Origin of the sequence: Pseudomonas sp. MWU12-2037 (assembly GCF_023242345.1) — a bacterium.
GTDB lineage: Bacteria > Pseudomonadota > Gammaproteobacteria > Pseudomonadales > Pseudomonadaceae > Aquipseudomonas > Aquipseudomonas gingeri_D.
The window spans coordinates 52,887-74,503 of record NZ_JALLIZ010000016.1 but is presented as its reverse complement, the minus strand read 5'-3'; the positions used below and the strand labels follow the sequence as shown (position 1 = coordinate 74,503).

Annotated in this window: 19 protein-coding genes; 10 read left to right on the top strand and 9 right to left on the bottom strand. The window is 62.3% G+C overall.

Annotated features, from left to right (window positions below):
• Window positions 1-186 precede the first annotated feature (186 nt).
• Complete coding sequence (rsd, locus tag M5B42_RS24260; protein WP_103499007.1) at window positions 187-645, top strand: sigma D regulator; 459 nt, start codon at window positions 187-189, stop codon at window positions 643-645.
• A gap of 63 nt (window positions 646-708) precedes the next feature.
• Here the strand turns inward: rsd and M5B42_RS24255 are convergent, their stop codons facing one another.
• A complete protein-coding gene (locus tag M5B42_RS24255; protein ID WP_248747237.1) occupies window positions 709-1,374 on the bottom strand; it encodes an FKBP-type peptidyl-prolyl cis-trans isomerase in 666 nt (221 codons plus the stop codon).
• 173 nt (window positions 1,375-1,547) lie between these two features.
• On the opposite strand from M5B42_RS24255, the gene M5B42_RS24250 reads away from it, so the two are divergent.
• Complete coding sequence (locus tag M5B42_RS24250; protein WP_248747236.1) at window positions 1,548-2,618, top strand: AlgP family protein; 1,071 nt, start codon at window positions 1,548-1,550, stop codon at window positions 2,616-2,618.
• Here M5B42_RS24250 and M5B42_RS24245 read toward each other — a convergent pair.
• Entirely contained in the window at window positions 2,615-3,079 is a 465-nt protein-coding gene (locus M5B42_RS24245) for a TIGR02444 family protein (protein ID WP_248747235.1), read from the bottom strand. The two genes, M5B42_RS24250 and M5B42_RS24245, sit on opposite strands and share 4 nt — an antisense overlap.
• A 50-nt stretch (window positions 3,080-3,129) precedes the next feature.
• Between M5B42_RS24245 and M5B42_RS24240 the strand changes: the two genes are divergently transcribed.
• Together M5B42_RS24240 and M5B42_RS24235 are read left to right on the top strand one after the other, a co-directional pair.
• The gene (locus M5B42_RS24240) at window positions 3,130-5,040 is read left to right on the top strand and encodes an ATP-binding cassette domain-containing protein (RefSeq protein WP_248747234.1); all 1,911 of its coding nucleotides are present in this window, start codon (window positions 3,130-3,132) and stop codon (window positions 5,038-5,040) included.
• 80 nt (window positions 5,041-5,120) lie between these two features.
• A complete protein-coding gene (locus M5B42_RS24235) occupies window positions 5,121-5,753 on the top strand; it encodes a LysE family transporter (RefSeq protein WP_100942213.1) in 633 nt (210 codons plus the stop codon).
• A gap of 152 nt (window positions 5,754-5,905) precedes the next feature.
• Here the strand turns inward: M5B42_RS24235 and M5B42_RS24230 are convergent, their stop codons facing one another.
• The 5 genes from M5B42_RS24230 to M5B42_RS24210 all read right to left on the bottom strand — a co-directional run bounded on the left by M5B42_RS24230 (window position 5,906) and on the right by M5B42_RS24210 (window position 10,606).
• Window positions 5,906-6,649, bottom strand: coding sequence for a penicillin-binding protein activator LpoB (locus M5B42_RS24230; RefSeq protein WP_248747233.1), 744 nt, complete (start codon window positions 6,647-6,649; stop codon window positions 5,906-5,908).
• A 3-nt stretch (window positions 6,650-6,652) separates the two neighbouring features.
• Window positions 6,653-7,243 (bottom strand): penicillin-binding protein activator LpoB, encoded by a 591-nt coding sequence (gene lpoB / locus M5B42_RS24225; protein ID WP_100942115.1) that lies wholly within the window; start codon window positions 7,241-7,243, stop codon window positions 6,653-6,655.
• A 42-nt stretch (window positions 7,244-7,285) separates the two neighbouring features.
• Window positions 7,286-7,663 carry a YcfL family protein gene (locus tag M5B42_RS24220; RefSeq protein ID WP_248747232.1) on the bottom strand — a complete coding sequence of 126 codons (378 nt, stop codon included), beginning with the start codon at window positions 7,661-7,663 and terminating at the stop codon, window positions 7,286-7,288.
• A 17-nt stretch (window positions 7,664-7,680) separates the two neighbouring features.
• Window positions 7,681-9,078: a hypothetical protein gene (locus tag M5B42_RS24215; protein WP_103496068.1), complete on the bottom strand. Its 1,398-nt coding sequence runs from the start codon at window positions 9,076-9,078 to the stop codon at window positions 7,681-7,683.
• A gap of 181 nt (window positions 9,079-9,259) precedes the next feature.
• Window positions 9,260-10,606: a hypothetical protein gene (locus M5B42_RS24210; protein WP_248747231.1), complete on the bottom strand. Its 1,347-nt coding sequence runs from the start codon at window positions 10,604-10,606 to the stop codon at window positions 9,260-9,262.
• A gap of 203 nt (window positions 10,607-10,809) precedes the next feature.
• Here M5B42_RS24210 and M5B42_RS24205 point away from each other — a divergent pair, with 203 nt between their 5' ends.
• Both M5B42_RS24205 and M5B42_RS24200 read left to right on the top strand, forming a co-directional pair.
• Window positions 10,810-12,708, top strand: a complete 1,899-nt coding sequence (locus tag M5B42_RS24205) for a cytochrome c/FTR1 family iron permease (protein ID WP_248747230.1) — start codon at window positions 10,810-10,812, stop codon at window positions 12,706-12,708.
• A gap of 223 nt (window positions 12,709-12,931) precedes the next feature.
• Entirely contained in the window at window positions 12,932-14,173 is a 1,242-nt protein-coding gene (locus M5B42_RS24200) for a sterol desaturase family protein (RefSeq protein ID WP_248747229.1), read from the top strand.
• Here M5B42_RS24200 and M5B42_RS24195 read toward each other — a convergent pair.
• Window positions 14,151-14,753 carry a DedA family protein gene (locus M5B42_RS24195; RefSeq protein WP_100942109.1) on the bottom strand — a complete coding sequence of 201 codons (603 nt, stop codon included), beginning with the start codon at window positions 14,751-14,753 and terminating at the stop codon, window positions 14,151-14,153. The genes M5B42_RS24200 and M5B42_RS24195 overlap by 23 nt on opposite strands.
• Before the next feature lie 207 nt (window positions 14,754-14,960).
• On the opposite strand from M5B42_RS24195, the gene hemB reads away from it, so the two are divergent.
• A complete protein-coding gene (gene hemB, locus M5B42_RS24190; RefSeq protein WP_103496072.1) occupies window positions 14,961-15,974 on the top strand; it encodes a porphobilinogen synthase in 1,014 nt (337 codons plus the stop codon).
• Between the two features lie 18 nt (window positions 15,975-15,992).
• Window positions 15,993-18,215, top strand: a complete 2,223-nt coding sequence (gene ppk1, locus M5B42_RS24185; protein ID WP_152736717.1) for a polyphosphate kinase 1 — start codon at window positions 15,993-15,995, stop codon at window positions 18,213-18,215.
• Here the strand turns inward: ppk1 and ppx are convergent.
• The gene (gene ppx / locus M5B42_RS24180) at window positions 18,202-19,704 is read right to left on the bottom strand and encodes an exopolyphosphatase (RefSeq protein ID WP_177100877.1); all 1,503 of its coding nucleotides are present in this window, start codon (window positions 19,702-19,704) and stop codon (window positions 18,202-18,204) included. The genes ppk1 and ppx overlap by 14 nt on opposite strands.
• Window positions 19,705-20,128: 424 nt before the next feature.
• On the opposite strand from ppx, the gene M5B42_RS24175 reads away from it, so the two are divergent.
• Both M5B42_RS24175 and M5B42_RS24170 read left to right on the top strand, forming a co-directional pair.
• The gene (locus M5B42_RS24175; RefSeq protein ID WP_103496075.1) at window positions 20,129-20,782 is read left to right on the top strand and encodes a DUF1120 domain-containing protein; all 654 of its coding nucleotides are present in this window, start codon (window positions 20,129-20,131) and stop codon (window positions 20,780-20,782) included.
• A 129-nt stretch (window positions 20,783-20,911) separates the two neighbouring features.
• A complete protein-coding gene (locus tag M5B42_RS24170) occupies window positions 20,912-21,616 on the top strand; it encodes a fimbria/pilus chaperone family protein (protein WP_248747269.1) in 705 nt (234 codons plus the stop codon).
• Window position 21,617: the final 1 nt, after the last annotated feature.

Below are 21,617 nucleotides of genomic sequence, written 5' to 3'. Positions count from 1 at the left end.
GGCAGTCGTGCCTCGGATTAAACACTTGTATGAACTTTCTCTCCTGCGTACCTTGAAGCAGGTGTCGAGCGGGCATAATCTGGCCCGCATCGCGTTATCGCAATCAGCTTGTTCTGTTTGGCCAAGTCAGGAGCCTCGATGTGTCCGAGGCGTCGGTCGGCATGACCCAGAAGGGAAGAGATCACCATGCTCGAAAGTTGTCGGAATGCTCAGGAACGCTGGGGTGGAGTGCATCTGCTGATCGATCGCTGGCTCAAGGAGCGTCACGAGCTCGTGGGGGCCTACGATGCCCTCGGTGCCGAGCCGGGTGCACTGGCGCAGAACCCCAAGCCCTTGCAGGAGTTCTGCGGTCTGCTGGTTGACTATGTTTCGGCCGGCCACTTCGAGATCTACGAGCAGTTGACCGGCGAGGCCAAGGCCTTTGGCGACAAGCGTGGCCTGGAGCTGGCGGAGACGATCTACCCGCGTATCGATGTGATTACCGAGAAGCTGCTGGCCTTCAACGATCTGTGCGATGAAGGCGAGTGTGTGGCGCATAAATTCCAGGAACTGGGCGGCTTGCTGCACGAGCGCTTCGAGCTGGAGGATTGCCTGATCGAAGTGTTGCATACCGCGCACAAGGAAAAGGCTGAAGCCCAGGCCTGATCCCGATGGCTACACATGAAAACGGTGCGCTCAGGCGCACCGTTTTTCGTTCTGGTGCCAGCGTCAGCTGGCCACGCCGAGCAGCTCGATTTCGAACACCAGCGGTGTGTACGGCGCGATCAGATCGCCAGCACCGTCGGCGCCATACGCTTGTGCCGAGGGCAGTACCAGACGCCATTTCGCACCGACAGGCATCTGGGGCAGGGCGCTGCGCCAGCCATTGATCACACTGTCCAGGCGGAACCATTGCGGCTGTCGGTTCTGATCGAACACCGTGCCGTTGGGCAGGCGTCCGACATAGCGCACCTGGACCTTGCCGTTGGCCGCGACTTTTTCTCCGCTGCCAGGCGTCAGTTCCGTCATCAGGATGCCGTCGGCCAATTCGTGGACGCCGGGCTTGGCCTTTTCTTCAGTGAGGAATTTTCGCTCGGCTTCCAGCGCGATTTCGCTCTGGGGTTTGGCCGCGTCCTGAGCGACCTGGGCATCATGCGCGGCGAGAATCTGCTGGATGCGTTCGTCCTTCAAGGCCAGCGGCTTGCCCTGGTAGGCCTGCTTCAAACCGTCGAGCAGGGCCTTGATCTGCAGGTCCGGAGCATCCTGGCGCAGACGCTCGCCGAGGCTGGCGCCGAGGCTGTAGGCCAGGTCGTGGGCGTCATCGTTCGCGACCTCTGGCGCGGCGTGCGCAAGCGACCAGAACACACACAGTGACAGCAGAAAATAACGCGGCATAAGCACTCTCCGACCTCAGGTTCGGAGGATTATGCCAGTGCTCTGGATGAGTTGTTGAAGAAGCATTTTTCAAGGCATGCAACGCGGGCCCTTCGATACTGTCAACATGCCCTAGCGGCGGTAGTCCCAGAGGGCTAGTATGAGCCGCATTCACATCAGTCAGGAGGTACACCATGTCGGCCACCAAGAAGCCCGTAAATACTCCGTTGCATCTGCTCCAACAGTTGTCGGGCAGCCTGCTCGAACATCTGGAAACTGCTTGCACCCAGGCTTTGGCTGATGCTGAAAAACTGCTCGCCAAACTGGAAAAGCAACGCGGTAAAGCCCAGGAAAAACTGCACAAGGCGCGGACCAAATTGCAGGACTCGGCCACTGCCGGAAAAGCCAAGGCACAAGCCAAAGCCAAGAGCGCGGTCGGCGAGCTCGAAGAGTTGCTGGACAAGCTGAAAGCCAGCCAGTCGGACACCCGTGGCTACATCCTGCAACTCAAGCGCGATGCCCAGGAAAGCCTGAAACTGGCCCAGGGTGTTGGCCGTGTGAAAGAGGCTGTCACCAAGGCACTGTCGACTCGTGCTGCCAAACCTGCCGCGGCTAAACCCGCTGCCGCCAAACCCGCTGCCGCCAAACCGGTTGTCGCCAAGCCTGCTGCAAAAGTGGCTGCTGCCAAGCCTGCTGCAAAAGCTGCTGCCGCTAAGCCAGTTGCTGCCAAGCCCGCTGCAAAAGTGGCTGCCGCTAAACCAGCCGCTGCCAAGCCCGCTGCAAAAGCTGTAGCTGCCAAACCGGCCGCCGCCAAGCCAGCTGCAAAAGCTGCTGCCGCTAAACCTGCCGCCGCCAAGCCTGCTGCAAAAGTGGCTGCTGCCAAACCAGCCGCTGCCAAGCCAGCTGCAAAAGCTGTAGCTGCCAAACCGGCTGCCGCCAAGCCTGCTGCAAAAGCTGCTGCCGCTAAACCGGCCGCTGCCAAGCCAGCTGCAAAAGCTGTTGCCGCTAAACCTGCCGCTGCCAAGCCAGCTGCAAAAGCTGTTGCCGCTAAACCAGCTGCTGTCAAGCCCGCTGCAAAAGCCGTGGCTGCCAAGCCTGCCGCTGCCAAACCGGCCGCAAAGCCTGCTGTCACCGCCGCCAAGCCAGCCGTAGCAGCCAAGCCGGCGGCACCTGCATCGGTCGCGCCCGCCAGCGTCGCCGCAGCCGCACCGGCTGCTCCAGCGCCAGCCGCGCCTGCTGCCGTAACCCCGACCAGCGCTTCCTAAGCCTGGTTCACCGCGACGCGCAGCTGCTGCAGCGCGTCGCTATTCAGGCCTGTGGCCTGGGCGGTCACCGCCTCCAGCCACGTGTCCAGATCTTCCGCGCCGACCTCGGGCCAATCCCGAGCCAACGCTTCCAGTCGCTGCAACAGCTGCTGCTCGGCGGCCAGTTCCAACGCCTTGACCTGATCCCTCAGCACTTTCAACTCGACGTCCTCCAAGGCCGCCGTGCGCCATTGCGTGCGCAACTGCCGCAGTGGCTGCACCACCTGGTCGTGCCAGGGCTCGGCGAGAGCCTGCAATTGCCCCGCGCGTTCGGCCTCGCAGCGCACTCCGCGTCGGCCCAGCCAGGCCGCGCAGAGCAGCAGGCAGACATTCGCCCCCTGGGCCTGGAGCACCAGGCAGGTTTGTTCCACGCCGGGCTTGGCGTAAGTGTTCAGGGAAAACGTCCACAGGTCAGCATGCATGGTGAGATCCGCGCCAGTTGCGAGGGAAGCTGGTAGACTCCGCCGCCATTATGATTCGACTTCAGAACCTGACTTTACAGCGTGGCCCGCAACGTCTGCTAGAAGACGCCGAGCTGACCCTGCACGCCGGCCATAAAGCCGGCCTGATCGGTGCCAACGGCGCCGGCAAATCCAGCCTGTTCGCCCTGCTGCGGGGCGAGCTGCACCCGGACTCGGGTGATTGCTTCCTGCCGGCCGATTGGCGTATCGCCCACATGCGCCAGGAGGTCGACACCCTCGAACGCCTGGCGGTCGACTACGTGCTCGATGGTGACGTGCGCCTGCGCCAGGTGCAACACGACCTGGCGGCGGCCGAGGCGGTCCATGACGGCGCCGCCCAGGCCCGTCTGCACTCGGAGCTCGACAGCGCCGACGGTTACACCGCCGATGCCCGCGCGCGCAAGCTGCTGGCCGGCCTGGGCTTCACCAACGACCAGATGGACCATCAGGTCTCGGCATTCTCCGGTGGCTGGCGGATGCGCCTGAACCTGGCGCAGGCGCTGATGTGCCCGTCGGACCTGTTGCTGCTCGACGAGCCGACCAACCACCTGGACCTCGACGCGATCATCTGGCTGGAAGACTGGCTCAAGAGTTACCCCGGTACCTTGCTGCTGATCTCCCACGACCGTGACTTCCTCGATGAAGTGGTCGATCACGTGGCCCATGTCGACCAGCGCAAGATCACCCTCTACCGGGGTGGCTACACCGCGTTCGAGCGTGCCCGTGCCGAGCGTCTGGCCCAGCAGCAACAGGCCTACGAGAAGCAGCAGGCGCAGCGCGCGCACATGGAAAGCTACATCGCCCGCTTCAAGGCCCAGGCCACCAAGGCCCGCCAGGCCCAGAGCCGGATCAAGGCCCTGGAGCGGATGGAAGAGTTGTCCGCGGCCCACGTCGATTCGCCGTTCGACTTTGTCTTCCGCGAATCGCATAAGATTTCCAGCCCGCTGCTCGACCTGTCCGACGCACGCCTGGGTTATGGCGACAAGACCGTCCTGGAGAAGGTCAAACTGCAACTGACCCCGGGTGCCCGGATCGGCCTGCTCGGCCCCAACGGCGCGGGCAAGTCGACGCTGATCAAGAACCTCGCCGGCGAGCTGTCGCCGCTGGCGGGGCGCATGACCCGTGGTGAAAACACCGTGGTCGGCTACTTTGCCCAGCACCAGCTCGACTCGCTGGACTCCAAGGCCAGCCCGTTGCTGCATCTGCAACGCCTGGCGCCGACCGAGCGCGAGCAGACCCTGCGCGACTTCCTCGGCGGTTTCGACTTCCGTGGCGCGCGCATCGACGAGCCGGTGCTGAACTTCTCCGGTGGCGAAAAGGCCCGCCTGGCGTTGGCCTTGATCGCCTGGGAGCGGCCGAACCTGTTGCTGCTCGACGAACCGACCAACCACCTCGACCTGGAAATGCGCCTGGCGCTGACCATGGCCTTGCAGGAGTTCAGCGGTGCGGTGCTGGTGGTCTCCCACGACCGTCACCTGCTCAAGAGCACCACGGATAATTTCTACCTGGTGGCGGACGGCAAGGTCGAAGAGTTCGACGGCGACCTGGAAGACTACGCCCGCTGGCTGGTGGAGTATCGCCAGCGCAATGCGCCGGTGAGCAATACGCCAGTCAATGCCGACAAGACCGACAAGAAAGCCCAGCGCCAGCAGGCCGCCGCGTTGCGTCAGCAACTGGCGCCGCACAAGCGTGAAGCCGACAAGCTCGAAGCCGAGTTGGGCAAGCTGCACGAGAAGCTGGCGAAGATCGAAGCGAGCCTGGGTGACAGCGCGGTCTACGAGGCGGCGCGCAAGGATGAGCTGCGTGATCTGCTGGCCGAACAGGCCAAGTTGAAAGTGCGCGAGTCCCAGCTGGAAGAAGCCTGGATGGAAGCCCTGGAGCTGCTGGAAAGCATGCAGGCGGAGCTGGAAGCGTTGTCCTGAGCGACAAAAAACGATAGTCAATTTCACGCCCACGGATTAGCTTAGGGGTTTGTAACAACTCTTGAGATCCGAGGTGCGTGATGCTGCTTGAGACATGGCTGGCCTTTTTTGCCGCGTGCTGGGTAATCAGCCTATCCCCGGGTGCCGGTGCCATCGCCTCGATGTCCAGCGGCCTGCAATACGGTTTCCTGCGTGGCTACTGGAATGCCCTAGGCCTGCAACTGGGCCTGGCGGCGCAGATCGCGGTGATTGCCGCGGGCGTCGGGGCGATCCTGGCAGCCTCTTCCTCGGCTTTCTACGCCATCAAATGGTTCGGCGTGGTCTACCTGGTGTACCTGGCGGTCAAGCAGTGGCGCGCGTTGCCCAGCAATATGGCTGAAGAGTCGACGATTCGTCCGGTGGGCAAGCCGTTGACCTTGATGTTCCGTGGTTTCCTGGTGAACGTCAGCAACCCCAAGGCCCTGGTGTTCATGCTGGCGGTGCTGCCGCAGTTTATCGATCCCCATGCACCGCTGGTGCATCAGTACCTGATCCTCGGCGTGACCATGATCGGCGTCGACATGATCGTCATGGCTGGCTACACGGGCCTGGCGGCCAAGGTCCTGCGCCTGTTGCGCACGCCCAAGCAGCAGCGCCGGATGAACCGTACCTTTGCTGGCTTGTTCGTGGGGGCGGCGGGTTTTCTGGCGACCTTGCACAAGGCGACCACCTGAAGCTCATCGTTGCCTGAGCGGACGCCTTCGCGAGCAAGCTCTGCTCCCACAGGTTTTGTGTCGACCCCGGAATCCGGGGACACCCTGTCCTCTGTGGGAGCGGAGCTTGTCGAGATGCCGCACCGCCGCGAAGGGGGCGACTCGGTTGCGGATCAGTGCAGAACCCGTGGCGCCTCATCCGGCGGCAGGTTATTACGCAGCGGCGGCGCTGCCCCCGGGCCCATATCCGGCCCACCCAACTGCAGGCTCAACTGCCGTGCCACATCCTCGCCCAGCGCCTTGGACACATCGCGGATCACCCGTGGACGGTTCAGCGACACGTGGACATCCCGGCTGTTGACCAGCTTGGTGTCCTGGCCTTCGCCCATGGCGGTGAACGCCGAGGTGATCTCGTAGGTGCGGGTATTGATCAGGCTGAAATCGCCCACCAGGGTCAGCCCCAGCACTGCCGAGTAGCTGTTGGTATTGGCCAGCTCGTTGATGTCCTGGGTGAAGTCGATGTCCGACACCGTACCGAACAGCACGTAGTCGGCACCCTTGAAGTTGCCGCCCTTGATCCGCTTGATGACGTCGTAGACATCGCCCTTGGAACTGGCGGTATAAGGCGTGCCCTGGATCAGCTGGAACATCCCGCTGCGCAGGATCTCGCCCTTGATATCGCCGGTGAAGCGGCGCAGCTCGCCCTGCTCGATATAGCTGTTGCGGCTTTCGTACTCGTCATAGCTCGACGAGCCGTTGGCGCCGTAATAACTTTCCTGGTGATTGTCCCGCGCCGAAATAGTGTGGATGTACTGCTCCACTTGCGCCTGGTACGCCAGGTCCGCCACCGCCACCTTGGGCGCGGCCTGGACGCCAAAGGCGCAGACCAGGCCGATCATGCCAATCCATGCACGCATTGTTCAACGCTCCGTGGTTTTGCGGATCTCTTTTTCGTCCATCCATTCGGCCAGGCCGCTTTCGACGTCGATCAGTTGCAGGCTGAACTTGTAGAACACGTCCTTGTAGTCGCTGCTGCGCTTGACGATCGAGCTGATCGAACCTTCCAGGCGATACTTGGCGGCAATCATGTTGCCGGTCTTGCTGACGGTGCTCTTCTTGTACAGGCCGCTCTGGTTCTGCAACTTCAACTGGTCGACCTGGCTCTGCATCTCGGTGTTGTCGCTGGCGAAACGGGCGGTGCCGCTCTTCATCAACTGGGTCTTGATCGAAGTGGTGATCTCGCGGGTATCGATGTACTCGCTGGTCTTGTTCTTCACATCGTAGACCTGCACCACCGGACGCCCTTGCAGGACACCGGACTGGGCCAGGGAGCGGGTCATGGACTCGGCGATCATCTGCAGGTCGGTGGAGCCGAACTCGTTGGTCACCAGTTCCACGGCCTTGGTATCGCCGTAGCTGATGTTTCCGCCGCCCAGTACGGGCGAGGTGTTGTTGGCGCAGCCGCTGGCCAGCAGGGCGACGACGGCGAGGAGGGACAGGCGTGCAAACATGGACTGATTCTCTTCAAAAGGACGCGAGAGGGCGGCGTCGACTCAGGGGGTTTTGACTTCAAGACGGAAATCGGTGGCCTTGGGCGTCGGGGCGATGGCCGGCAGGAAGGTGCTCTGGGCGCCATACAGGTTCAGGGTCTTCCAGACTTCGTCGTCACTCACCGGGAAACCGTCGTTGCCCAACCAGGCAAAGCGGTAATACATCATCTTGTTCTTGGTGCGGGTGTTGCTCAGCTGCACCTTGACGGTCAGGAAGCCGTTTTCCCGGGCGACGCGGATGGCACCGACCTCGATGTTCTCCATTTCGCCCATGGCGACGATCTTGCTCGCCGCGCTACCGGGGGCCGGTGGTGGTGGCGGCGGGGTGACGCACCCGGCCAGCAGGGCCAGGGCAACGGCAACAGTCAGTTTGAAACGCATGCACGAGACTCCTTTCTTCAAGGTTGTTTGAGGCTGGCCACGGCCGTTGGCCCGGCATCCGCCATCCGCACGGTGGCGACACCGCTGGTGAACACCTGGTTGCCGACGGCGCGCAGGCTGATCACCTGATAGCGTCGGTCGACGGTGAAGGCCACGCGGGAACCGCCGAGGGCGTTGGGCAGGGTCACCTGATGCTCACCCTTTTTCAGGCGCAGGCGTAGCACTTGGGTGGTGTCCGGCAGGGTCCGCCAGGTGCGGGTGTCGGCGCCTTCTAGGACCGCGGAAGTGATGCCCACGGCCAGGCCGGCCAGCGGATTGGTCTTGTTCAGCTTGGCCTGCGCGGCGCCGCGGCTGATGGCCCGCACGCTGGTGCGCAGGATGATCCCCGGCATGTCGTCACGCAGGGCACGACGGGACATGGCGGTGGTGCTGTTGAGCAGGGTCAGGTTCTGCGGCAGGCCGTCGACGCCGATCTGGGCGAAGGTGGCCGTCGAGGTGTCGGCCTGGATGACCGGGAACGACAGCGGGGTAATGACCAGATGCTTGTCGATCGGCAACGGCAGCGGAATGCTGATGGAGGCACGGGACGGCGCCAGGCCGCTCTGCACCACGATCAGGATGTCGCTGTCGTCATCCTTGCCGGCAGGCTTGTCGAGATTGACCAGTGCCTGCTCCAGCAGCGGCGTGTTCGGGCGCAGTTCGATGGCCTGGCGATAACCGGGGGCGGCGAGATCTTTCTCGCCGATGGCTTCGTAGACGAACCCGGCCAGGTAATGGCTGAACGCGCTCTGGTAGCTGTTCTTCAGGCCGACCACTTCCGGCGCGTCGAGGCTGGCCACCGGATAGCCCTGAAGGTCCTTGTACTGGGTCTTGATGCCTTGCTGGTCGGCTTCGGTTTCGCTCTTGAGGTATTGCTTGTCGCGCAGATCGGCGATCACCGCTTCGCGCTCATGGGTTTTCTTGATCGCGATACGTGCGCCGTCGAAGTCGTTCAGGGCCAGCTGGTTCAGCGCCATCTGCGTGGTCAGCATGACCTTTTCGTAGTCATAGCCTTCGTAGCGGCGGACCTTGTCGTTGATCAGGAAGCTGCCGAACTGGGCGAGGTACCTGGCGCTGTCCAGTTTGACCGCGTCTTCCCACTGACCCACCATCTGGTCGGCGCTGCCCCAGGCTTTCTGGCTACCGGCCAGGTCACCCTTGGCTTGCAGCAACTCGCCTTTTTCGAAGAAATACAGCAGGTCCTTGTCGGCATCGCCGTTGTTCTTTTCCAGCAGGGCCAACGCCCCGTCAACATTGCCCGAGGCCAGTTGCTGGTTGGTTTGCGCCAGTTCGGTGTCGTAGCTGCGCATCATCGAACAGCCGGACAGCAAGGTCGCGGCGCCGAGGGCGAACGAGAGGAGGGCACGGGATGCCATGGGATCTTCCCTGATGAAAAAATCAGCCGAGCATGCTGGTCGGGCTGAGATGGACCCATTGAGAGGGAAAGCGGCTACCCTGCCAATTCCTCATTAAACGAGGAGCTTTTAATGCCATATCGCAATAACGAAGGCAGGGCAGTATAACCATGGCTATTGGCTATGTAATGGCTTTTTAGCGTCATCCGGGCAGGAGGAAGACCTGGTTGCCGATGACCCGCAGGCTCACCACCTGGAAGGGATGTTCGATATTCAGGCTGACCGGTACCGCGCCTTTGACACCTGGCAGCAGCAATTTGTGCGCGCCGGGCTTGAGGCGCAGGCGCACGACCTGGGTGTTGTCCGGCAGGGTGCGCCAGGTGCGGGTGTCGGAGTCACCGGTGAAGCCCTGGTAAACCGACGAAGCCTTGTCCGGCTTGCGTTTGTTCTCCTTGGCTTGCAGTTCGGCATTGAAACGCACGCTCGCAAGGGCGAAGTTGATGATCGCGGGCATGTCGTCGTGCAAGGTGCGCAATGACATGTGGGTCGTGCTGTTGAGCAGGGTCAGCGACTGTGGTTTGCCATCCACGCTGATCTGCTTGAGGGGCGCTGTCGACTTGTCGGCTACCAGCACCGGAAAAGGCTGGTTCACGGTGATCGCCTGGCCGTCCTCGGTTTGCACCTGGATGGGCACGCGCAGCGAAACGAGCGCCGGGGCCAGGCCGGTCTGGACGACGATCAGCACGTCGCTGTCAGGAGAGGTGTCGGCGGGTTTGCCCAGGTTGGCCAGGGCTTTTTCCAGCAGCGGTGTATTGGGCCGCAATTCGATGGCCTGGCGGTAACCCGGCGCGGCGAGGTCGCGTTCGCCCAGGGCTTCATAGACGAAGCCGGCGAGGTAATGGCTGAACGCACTCTGGTAGCCGTTTTTCAGGGCAATGACCTGCGGCGAGTCGAGGGTGGTCACCGGGTAACCCTGCAGGTCCTTGTAGCGCAGCTTGATGCCTTTGGCCTTGGCCTGGTCTTCGACCGCCAGGTATTGCTTGTCACGCGCTGTGGCGATCAGGGCTTCGCGTTCGTGGCTTTTCTTGATATCGACGCGGGCGCCGTCGAAGTCGTTCCGGGCCAGCTGGTTGAGGGCCATTTGCGTGGTCAGCATGACCTTCTCGTAGTCATAGCCCTCGTAGCGATGAAACTTGTCGCCGATGAGTCCGATGCCGAGGATCTGGTCGAGCCCCAGGTTTTTCAGGGTGGCGACGACCTGCGTCCCTTCTTCGTACTGGGACACCTGTTGGTCCGCCGTGCGCCAGGCGTCCTGGCTGCGGGGTAGATCGCCCTTGAGCCGCAGCAGTTCGCCTTTTTCCAGGGAATAGAGCAGGTCCTTGTCGTCCCAGGGGTTGTGTTGCTCGAGCAACTGCAGCGCGCCATCGACGTTGCCCGAGATCAACTGCTCGTTGGTGGCCTGGAGTTCCCGGTCGTAGTTGTGCAGCAGTCCGCAGCCGCCCAGGAGCAACGCACAGGACAGCAGTGTGAGTAAGAGGCGCGAGGGCATGGCGTGTCGGTCCTTTCCTTGGCTGACGGGCAGTGGGACTTGAGGGCGGGGATTATGCACAAAGCCGTGGTCGAGATGGCATTCTCATGGCCATCTCGATACATGACCCAGAGCAAAACATTGAGGAATCGGACCGATCAGGGTTGAGCCAAACGTATTGAGAGGGAACAATGTGTTACTTCGCATTTAGATTTAGGCTTTCCATGACTTTTCCCTCTCGTTTCCTCGCGTGGCTGATGCTGCCGCTGTTCGCTCTCTGCAGCTTCAACCTGTTGGCCGAAACAGCGGAGGGCGCACCCCAGGCCCTGCATCTGCTGGACTATATCGGCGCCGATTACCCGCCCACGGTGCACGCGGGCCAGGTGGTCGACGATGGCGAATACCGCGAGCAGCTGGAATTTATCAAGGTCCTGCAAGGGCTGGTCGCCTCGTTGCCGGCCAAGCCGGAACAGGCTGAGCTGGTTCAGGGTATCGAGGGTTTGCAGGCGGCCGTGACGGCTCGGGAGGAGGGTGAACGCGTTGCCCGCCAGGCCCGGCAACTGGGGGCGAAGCTGGCCGTGGCCTATGAAGTCAGCCAGGCACCGATCATCACCCCGGACCCGACTCGTGGTGCGCCGCTGTATGCCCAGCATTGTTCGGTGTGTCACGGCGAGGCGGGGGCGGGCGACGGTCCGGCCGGTGTCGGCCTGACACCGCCACCCGCCAACCTGCGCGATGCCGCGCGGCTGGATAGGTTGAGCCTCTACGCGATCTACACCACCCTCGGCCTGGGTGTCGAAGGCACCGATATGCCGGCGTTCGCCGACCAGTTGGATGAGCGTCAACGTTGGGACCTGGCGACTTACATTGCCGGATTCAGTGCCGCTCCTGCCGCCGCCAACGACGGGAAAACCTACAACCTGGCCGACCTGGCCCGTTCGACGCCGGCTGAAGTACAGGCCGCCGAAGGTCCGGCCGCCGCCGTCGCCTTCCGTGCCCAGCGCGCCCAGCCGCCCCAGGTCAAGCGCGGTCCGGGGCAATTGCTCGACTACACCGCGACAACCCTGGACAAGAGTCTCGCGGCCTACCGCGCCGGCGAGCATGAGCAAGCCTACGACCTGTCCGTTGCTGCCTATCTGGAGGGCTTCGAGCTGGTGGAAAGCTCCCTGGACAACGTCAATGCCACGGTGCGCAAGGACACCGAGAAGTCGCTGATGGCCTATCGGCAATCGTTGCAGGACGGCTTGCCGCTGGAGCAGGTCGAGCAGCGCCTGGATTTTGCCAAGGGCAAGCTCAAGGAGTCCGCCGATCTGCTGGGCAATGATGGCCTGAGTCAGTCGCTGAGCTTTATCTCCGGGTTGCTGATCCTGCTGCGTGAAGGCCTGGAAGCGATCCTGGTCCTGGCGGCGGTGCTGGCTTTCCTGCGCAATACCGGCCAGCAGTCGGCGGTGCGCAGCGTACATGTCGGCTGGGGGCTGGCGCTGGTCGCCGGGTTGCTGACCTGGGCGGCGGCGGCTTACCTGATCGATGTCAGTGGCGCCCAGCGTGAATTGCTTGAAGGCTTCACGGCTTTGTTTGCCAGCGTCATGGTGCTCTGGCTCGGGGTCTGGATGCATGACCGCCGGCACGCGGCGGCCTGGCAGGACTACATCAAGAGCAGCCTGGTCAGTGGTGGCGGGCGCTTCGGCTTTGCGCTGCTGGCGTTCTTCTCAGTGTACCGGGAATTGTTCGAAGTCATCCTGTTCTATGAAACCCTCTGGTTGCAGGCGGGGCCGGCGGGACATAACGCCGTGCTGGCCGGTGCCGGCACCGCGCTGGTGCTGCTGATCGGCCTGGCCTGGGTGATCCTGCGCGGTTCGGCGAAGCTGCCGCTGGCGTTGTTTTTCGGGATCAATGCCGGGTTGCTGTGCGCCTTGTCGGTGGTATTTGCCGGACACGGGGTCAAGGCATTGCAGGAAGCCGGGATCTTCGGTACGCGGCCGGTGGCGTTCTTTGAATTCGACTGGCTGGGGATTCATGCCGACGCCTACTCGCTGGGTGCCCAGGCGTTGGCGTTGCTGGCGATTGGGGTGCTGTACAGCCGCAGTCGGTTGGCGGAAAAGCGTCGGGTCCAGGCGGCCTGATAATGCGGGTTTGCCGGCGAAGACGTTCGTATGAGCGGCGCAAGATTCGAGGGCCTCTTCGCGGGCAAGCCAGCTCCCACAGGGGCCGCGTGAACCTACAGGGAGCGCGTTCGACGTTCCCTGGTTTCTGGCGTTAAATGTCTACAGCTTTGGCATTCATTGTCAGCGGATTTTCCCGCCATAGCCCCTAATCTTTGCAGATCGACTCTGGAAGGTTGGCCCCATGGACTTCGTGCCTTACGCGGTACCGTTTTTCATTGCATTGATCGTCATCGAGCTGCTCGCCGATCGCTGGCGTGGCGTGAGCAACTATCGCATGGCGGATGCCATCAACAGCATGAGCACCGGCGTGCTGTCGACCACCACCGGGCTGTTGACCAAGGGCGTCGGGATCCTCACCTACGCCTTTGCGCTGCAGCACCTGGCGCTGTTCGAGCTGTCCGCGCAAAGACCCTGGGTCTGGGTGTTCGCCTTTGTCGCCTACGACTTCTGCTACTACTGGCTGCACCGTATGGGGCACGAGCGCAATATCCTCTGGGCCGCCCACTCGGTGCATCACCAGAGCGAGGACTACAACCTCAGCACCGCCCTGCGCCAGACCAGCACCGGCTTCCTCCTGAGCTGGATCTTCTATCTGCCGCTGGCCGTGCTCGGCGTGCCGCTGGTGGTGTTTATCAGCGTGGCCTCGCTGAACCTGTTGTATCAGTTCTGGGTACACACCCGGCACGTGCCCAAGCTGGGTTGGTACGAGTGGTTCTTTGTCACGCCGTCCAACCATCGGGCGCACCATGCGCAAAACGCGCTGTATATGGATCGCAACTACGGCGGGGTGTTTATTCTCTGGGACCGCCTGTTCGGCACCTTCCAGGAAGAGGACGAGCGCGAGCCGGTGATCTTCGGCGTGACCACGCCGCTGGCCAGCTGGAACCCGCTGTGGGCCAACCTGCAGTTCTATGCGCAGCTATGGGCCGATGCCCGGCGTACGGAAAGCTATTGGGACAAGCTGCGGATCTGGTTTATGCGCACTGGCTGGCGTCCGGCCGATGTCGCGGCCAGATACCCGCTGAACAAGCCGGACCTGAGCCAGTTCCGCAAATTCGAGGTGCCCCTGGAGATCCGTCAGCAGATCTACCTGGCCCTGCAATTCGCGGTCTATGTCGGTTTGGGCAGCTACCTGATGAACTTCGGCGAGCATTTGCCGCTGGCGGCGCTGCTGCTGGGCTGTGGCACCCTGGTGCTGGGGTTGTTCGTGCTCGGCGCGGCGCTGGAGAATCGCCCCTGGGCGTTGCGGCTGGAGCTGGTCCGCCTGGCGTCCAACCTGCCGTTGGTCTGGTGGGCACCGTTGGTCGGGCTGTGGCCAGCCAGCCCATTGGGCTGGATCGGCGTGTTCAGCTACAGCCTGTTGAGCCTGATCGGCCTGTACTACTGCAGCAAGCCGCGGGTCATTCGTCTGGCCGGTTCGTAGTTTCGGCCAGGCGGGCCTCGGCCCGGGCCAGGCGCGCGCTGCGGATGCGTCGCCAGCTCCAGAGCAGCAGGCCGGCCACCAGCAGGCCGCCGAGCACCCACAGCTCGTATTTCTTCACGCTGCCGAGCATCCCTTCGAGAATCGCCCCGAAGTGATAGGCCGCCGCCGCCAGGGCCGCGGCCCAGATCGCCGCGCCGATGCCGTTGAGCAACAGGTAGCGGCCCGGCGGATAACCCGACAGGCCGATCGCCACCGGCATCACCGTGCGCAAACCGTAGACAAAGCGGAAGGTCAGCACCCAGATATCCGGATGGCGGCGGATATGCTCCAGCGCTCGATCACCCATCAATTGCCAGCGCGGCTTGCGTGCCAGAAGTTTGCGGCCATGCTTGCGCCCCAGGAAATACCACAGCTGGTCGCCGGCATAGCTGCCGAAGAACGCCACGATAACCACCAGGTTGATGTCCATGTATCCGCGGAACGCGAGGAAGCCGGCCAGTACCAGAATGGTCTCGCCTTCGAAAAACGTGCCGAGAAACAAGGCGAAGTAGCCGAAATCCTGCAGAAATTGTTGGAGCATTGTCTGGATGCTGGCGAAATGAACGCGCAGCCTAACCCTTCGAGGACAGAGAGGAAAGTGTCGAAATGTGTCTCGACGTTAACATTTCCTACAAGGGTAGCGGCTGTGGCGACGGGTCGCAGGAGTAAGCACAACTGTAATTCCTTCGTCATAATGGCCGCTTATAACTGCCATGCTCGCCCGCTTGTGCGGGCTCAGGAGTCTGCCGTGAGCTTTACCCCCGCCAATCGCTTGTTTCCCGCCACCCGCCTGCGTCGCAATCGCCGTGATGATTTTTCTCGCCGCCTGGTGCGTGAGAATGTTCTGACAGTCGATGATTTGATCCTGCCGGTGTTTGTGCTGGACGGTGAGAATCGCCGCGAAGCCGTGGCGTCGATGCCAGGGGTCGAGCGCCTGACCATCGACCTGCTGCTCGAAGAAGCGGCGAACTGGGTCGAGCTGGGGATTCCGGCACTGGCACTGTTCCCGGTGACACCGCCCGAACTCAAGTCCCTGGACGCCAGCGAGGCCTGGAACCCGGAAGGCATTGCCCAGCGCGCCACCCGCGCCCTGCGTGCCCGCTTCCCGGAACTGGGGGTGATCACCGACGTCGCCCTGGACCCGTTCACCACCCACGGGCAGGACGGTATCCTCGACGAGCACGGTTACGTCCAGAACGACATTACCGTCGATGCACTGGTCAAGCAGGCCTTGTCCCACGCCGAGGCGGGCGCCCAGGTGGTGGCGCCTTCCGATATGATGGACGGACGCATCCAGGCGATCCGCGAAGCCCTGGAACTGGCCGATCACGTCAACGTGCGGATCATGGCCTATTCGGCCAAGTACGCCAGCGCCTACTATGGACCTTTCCGCGATGCCGTCGGCTCGGCCCTGAACCTGGGCAAGGCGAACAAGGCGTCGTACCAGATGGACCCGGCCAACAGCCACGAAGCCCTGCATGAAGTGGCCGCCGACCTCGCCGAAGGCGCCGACATGGTCATGGTCAAGCCGGGTATGCCGTATCTGGATATCCTTTTTCGGGTCAAGGATGAATTCAAGGTGCCGACTTTTGTCTATCAGGTTAGCGGTGAGTACGCCATGCACATGGCGGCCATCCAGAATGGCTGGCTGGGCGAAGGCGTTATTCTTGAATCCCTGACCGCTTTTAAACGGGCGGGTGCCGATGGCATCCTGACCTACTTTGCCGCCCGCGCCGCCCAACTGCTACGAGAGCAGAAATAGCCCTCACAGGAACACTCGATGAATACCGAAGGACTCAGCGAAGTTGAAGTAAAAGACGCTCAAGCGGTGGTCGAGCCGATCGTCGAAACCCCGCCGGAGCTGGAACCCGCGCCGGTGGTGGTCGAAGCCCCCCATGTGGCGGTGCCGTCGGCGGTGGTGATTCCGAGCCTGGATGACAGCAGCCTGTATATCCACCGTGAGCTGTCGCAGCTGCAGTTCAACATCCGTGTGCTGGAGCAGGCGCTGGACGAGTCCTATCCGCTGCTGGAACGCCTCAAGTTCCTGCTGATCTTCTCCAGCAACCTGGATGAGTTCTTCGAAATCCGTGTCGCCGGGCTGAAGAAGCAGATCACCTTCGCCCGCGAACAGGCCGGCGCCGACGGCCTGCAGCCGCACCAGGCCCTGGCGCGGATCAGCGAGCTGGTGCACGGGCATGTCGATCGCCAGTACGCGATCCTCAACGACATCCTGTTGCCGGAGCTGGAAAAACATCAGGTCCGCTTTATCCGCCGCCGCTACTGGACCACCAAGCTGAAGACTTGGGTCCGTCGTTATTTCCGTGACGAGATCGCACCGATCATCACCCCGATCGGCCTCGATCCGACGCACCCGTTCCCGTTGCTGGTGAACAAGAGCCTGAACTTTATCGTCGAGCTCGAAGGTATCGACGCCTTCGGTCGCGATTCGGGCCTGGCGATCATCCCGGCGCCGCGCCTGCTGCCGAGGATCATCAAGGTACCCGAAGACGTGGGTGGGCCTGGCGATAACTATGTATTCCTGTCGTCGATGATCCACGCACACGCCGACGACCTGTTCCAGGGCATGAAGGTCAAGGGCTGCTACCAGTTCCGCCTGACCCGCAACGCCGACCTGGCGCTGGATTCCGAAGACGTCGAAGACCTGGCCCGCGCCCTGCGCGGCGAGCTGTTCTCGCGCCGCTACGGTGACGCCGTGCGCCTGGAAGTGGCCGATACCTGCCCGAAACACCTGTCGGACTACCTGCTCAAGCAGTTCAACCTGAACGAGAGCGAGCTGTACCAGGTCAACGGTCCGGTGAACCTGACACGGCTGTTCAGCATCACCGGCCTGGACAGTCATCCGGAGCTGCAATACACGCCGTTCACTCCGCAGATCCCGAAACTGCTGCAGAACAGCGAGAATATTTTCAGCGTGATCAGCAAGCAGGACATCCTGCTGCTGCACCCGTTCGAATCCTTCACCCCGGTGGTCGACCTGCTGCGCCAGGCGGCCAAGGACCCGCACGTCCTGGCCGTGCGCCAGACCCTGTACCGCAGCGGCGCCAACTCGGAAATCGTCGACGCCCTGGTGGACGCGGCGCGCAACGGCAAGGAAGTCACCGCGGTGATCGAGCTGCGGGCGCGCTTCGACGAAGAGTCCAACCTGCAACTGGCCAGCCGCCTGCAAGCGGCCGGTGCGGTGGTGATCTACGGCGTGGTCGGCTTCAAGACCCACGCCAAGATGATGTTGATCCTGCGTCGCGAGGCCGGCGAGATCGTCCGCTACGCGCACCTGGGCACGGGTAACTACCACGCCGGCAACGCCCGCCTGTATACCGACTACAGCTTGCTGACCTCCGACGACGCCCTGTGCGAAGACGTCGGCAAACTGTTCAGCCAGTTGATCGGCATGGGCAAGACGTTGCGCATGAAGAAGTTGCTGCACGCGCCGTTCACCCTGAAGAAGGGCATGCTCGACATGATTGCCCGGGAAACCCAGTTCGCCGTCGAGGGCAAGCCGGCGCACATCATCGCCAAGTTCAACTCGCTGACCGATCCGAAGATCATCCGCGCGTTGTACAAGGCCAGCCAGTGCGGCGTGCGTATCGATCTGGTGGTGCGCGGCATGTGCTGCCTGCGTCCGGGCATCGCCGGGGTCTCGCACAACATCCAGGTGCGCTCGATCATCGGTCGCTTCCTCGAACACACCCGGGTCTTCTACTTCCTCAACGGCGGCGAGGAGCAGATGTTCCTCTCCAGCGCCGACTGGATGGAGCGCAACCTCGACAAGCGTGTCGAGACCTGCTTCCCGGTCGAGGGCAAGAAGTTGATCCTGCGGGTCAAGAAAGAGCTGGAAAGTTATCTCACCGATAACACCCACAGCTGGAGCCTGCAGTCGGACGGTCGGTATATCCGTAACACGCCGACCGGCAACCAGAACGCCCGTAGCGCCCAGGCGACCTTGCTCGATCGCCTGAGCAACCCGCTCCTCAGCGTACGTTGAGGGTAATGTTGACTCGGGTCAGCCACTCCGCTTCCAGCGCGAAGTCGGCCTGAGTCAGCTGGTTCTGCTCCAGCCAGTCCTTGGGAAACACCACATCCAGGCTATCGCCGTCGGCACGCAAGGTGACCTGCGGCATTTCCTGGGTGCCACGGATGTGATGGAACAGGATCGCGAAGCGCAGCAGCACGCACAGGCGAATCAGCTTGATGCCTTCATCGCCGAACTCGGCAAACTTGTCCTTGGGAATATTGCGTCGGTGCCCGCGCACCAGCAGGGCGAGCATTTGCTGGTCTTCCCGGGAGAAGCCGGCCAGGTCCGAGTGCTCGATCAGGTAGGCGCCGTGCTTGTGGTACTGGTAGTGGGCGATGTCCAGGCCCACTTCATGGACCTTGGCGGCCCAGCCCAGCAGTTCGCGCCAGACCCCGTCAGCCAGTTCCCAGGCATCCGCCACCTGGTCGAAGGCGTGCAGCGCCTTGCGCTCGACCCGTGCCGCCTGTTCCAGGTCGACGTGGTAACGCTCCATCAGCGAGCTGAGGGTGCGTTCGCGCACGTCTTCGTGGTGATGGCGACCCAGCAGGTCGTAGAGCACGCCTTCGCGCAGGGCGCCGTCGCAGTGGTCCATGCGTTGCAGGTCGAGGGCGTCGAAGATCGCTTCGAGAATCGACAGGCCGGCCGGGAAGATCGCCCGGCGGTCGGGCTTGATCCCTTCGAAATCGATTTTCTCGGCATCGCCGAGCTTGAACAGCTTGCGCTTGAGCCAGGCCAGCCCTTCGGCATTCACTTCGCCGCTGCCCTGGCCGCCGGCCTTGAGGGCCAGGCCGATGGCGCGGATGGTCCCGGAGGAGCCGATGGCCTCATCCCAGGTCAGGCGGTGCAGGGCGTGCTCGATGCTCATGATTTCCAGGCGCGCCGCCGTGTAGGCCTGGGCGTAGCGGGCCGGGGTGATCTTGCCGTCGCGGAAATAGCGCTGGGTGTAGCTGACGCAACCCATTTGCAGGCTTTCGCGCAGCAGCGGCTCGAAGCGCTGGCCGATGATGAATTCGGTACTGCCGCCGCCGATATCGGCCACCAGGCGCTTGCCCGGGGTGTCGGCGAGGGTGTGGGACACACCGAGGTAAATCAGGCGGGCCTCTTCACGGCCGGAAATGACTTCCACCGGGTGACCGAGGATTTCCTCGGCGCGGCGGATGAATTCGCCGCGGTTGCGGGCTTCGCGCAGGGCGTTGGTACCGACGATGCGCACGGCGCCCAGGGGCATGCCGTTGATCAACTGGGCAAAGCGCTTCAGGCAGTCGAGCCCGCGCTGCATGGATTCTTCGGTGAGCTGACGGTCCTCGTCGATACCGGCCGCCAGCTGAACCTTCTCGCCGAGGCGCTCCAGGATCCGGATCTCTCCGTTCTGGGCCTTGGCCACGACCATATGGAAGCTGTTGGAGCCCAGGTCGATGGCGGCGATCAGGGACAGATTCTTGGCTTGGGAATGCGGCATGGTTGAAGGATCTCGGTCGATAACCTCGCCATCGTGCCACGATCAGGCCCGGACGCCAACGTAGGACGCCTGTGAGCATCAGGCCTGGGGCTTGCAGCGAGGGGGTTGGAAAATCATTACTTCAATTTTCCTACATAAATATTTCATATTGATGACTTGGGTCATGACTTGTGACGACAGCGATATTTATTAAAGTTGGCGGTGTTTGTCTATCCGTCGTACCAAGAGCGTGGCCGCTTCCGGTTTTCTTGTCAGGTGCCAGCGTGGAAACTAGCGGCCGGCGATTATGCCGGGGTGTTAATTATTTATCGGACTGCAGTCGGGAGGCCTAAGCGCTGACTCTTTTTCGGGTGTGAACCTGGATTGAATTCTGCAGTTCTGAATAACAAGCATCTGCTTACACTTGATAATAGGGAGTAGGAAAATGAAGTTGGTATCTGGATGGACGCTCGGTGCTCTGTTGGCTGTACTGGGGGTCAATGCCAACGCGGCGGACTTGTTGGTGAAGGGGACCATCGTCCCGGCCAGTTGCACACTGAGCCTGCACAATGGTGGTGTGGTCGATTTCGGGAAAATCCGTGCCGCTGAACTGAGCGCCAATGCCTATACGCGCCTGCAGCCCAGGGGCGTGCCTTTTACGGTCAATTGCGACGGCGGCACCCGGGTGGGGGTGAAGACGCTCGACAACCGCTCCAGCAGCAAGGTCCCGGGCATCCTGCAGGCGGCCCTCGGCCCGGGCTATAACGATGCCTACAACTACGGCCTGGGGACCACGGCGGTCGGTCAACGGGTCGGCGGCTATGCCCTGAGCGTGAAGGATTCCGTGGCGGATTTCCCGCTGGTCAACACCATTGTCTCGACCAATAACGGTTTGAACTGGAGCCGTGGCAACGGTGCCTTGGGCCAGTATCAGAACATCATGTCCTGGAGCGGCTTCTTCGCTACTCATCCGGCGTCGGTACAGCGGGTCAGCGGTACCCTGGAAGTTCAGCCGGTGATCAATAAGACTTCCGAATTGGATGTCACCCAGGAGCTGTATCTGGATGGCTTGGCCACGTTGGAACTGCGTTATCTCTAACTTTCGTTGATGTCAGTAATCAGGCTGCCGGCACAGGACTCTGTGCCGGCACTCTCTTTCTATGTCTGTTGAATAATAAAAATAGATTCGCAAGGAGCGTATTGCTTGAAAGTTGTGCCTCTTATGCCGATGTTCAGTTCATTGTCTATCGGTGTGCTGTTCTTTTTCCTGGGCGTGTTCTGGAGCGCCGCCCGTGCCGATGGCATGCAGCCGGAAACCACGGTGGTGATCCTCTATGAAGAGGAGGGGGAAGCCAGTATCCAGATCAAGAACACCGACAGCGGTCCGGCCTTGCTGCATTCGGCTGTCGAATCGATTCCCGAGGATCTTGAGTCGCTGGTGGTGATCACGCCCCCCGTGACCCGGGTCGACGCCGGCGAGACCCAATTGGTGCGGTTTCTCAGCGCCAACGGCGAGCCACTCAAGACCCAGCGCCTGAAACGCGTCACCTTCGAAGGTATTCCCCAGCGCAAGATCGGGCCCGGCGCTACCGTCGGCGTCACTCTGCGCCAGAACCTGCCACTGATCCTGCATCCCAAGGGACTGGCCCGGCATCCGGCGCCCTGGAAGGAACTGACCTGGCACCTGGAGAAGTCCCGGCTGGTGGTGCGCAATGACAGTCCCTATGTGGTGCGCCTGTCGCCGGAACTGGAACTCAACCCGCACAAGGTCAGCGTGATGCTGAGTCGCGATTATGTCCTTCCGGGGGAGACGCTGGCGGTGGAAATAGACACGACTCAGCCCACGGCCACCTCGGTCACGCTGCAGCCGGCGACTGTCTATGGTTTTGCCGTGGCCCGTCACGAAGCGCCCATTCTGCTCGAGGCGCTGTGAC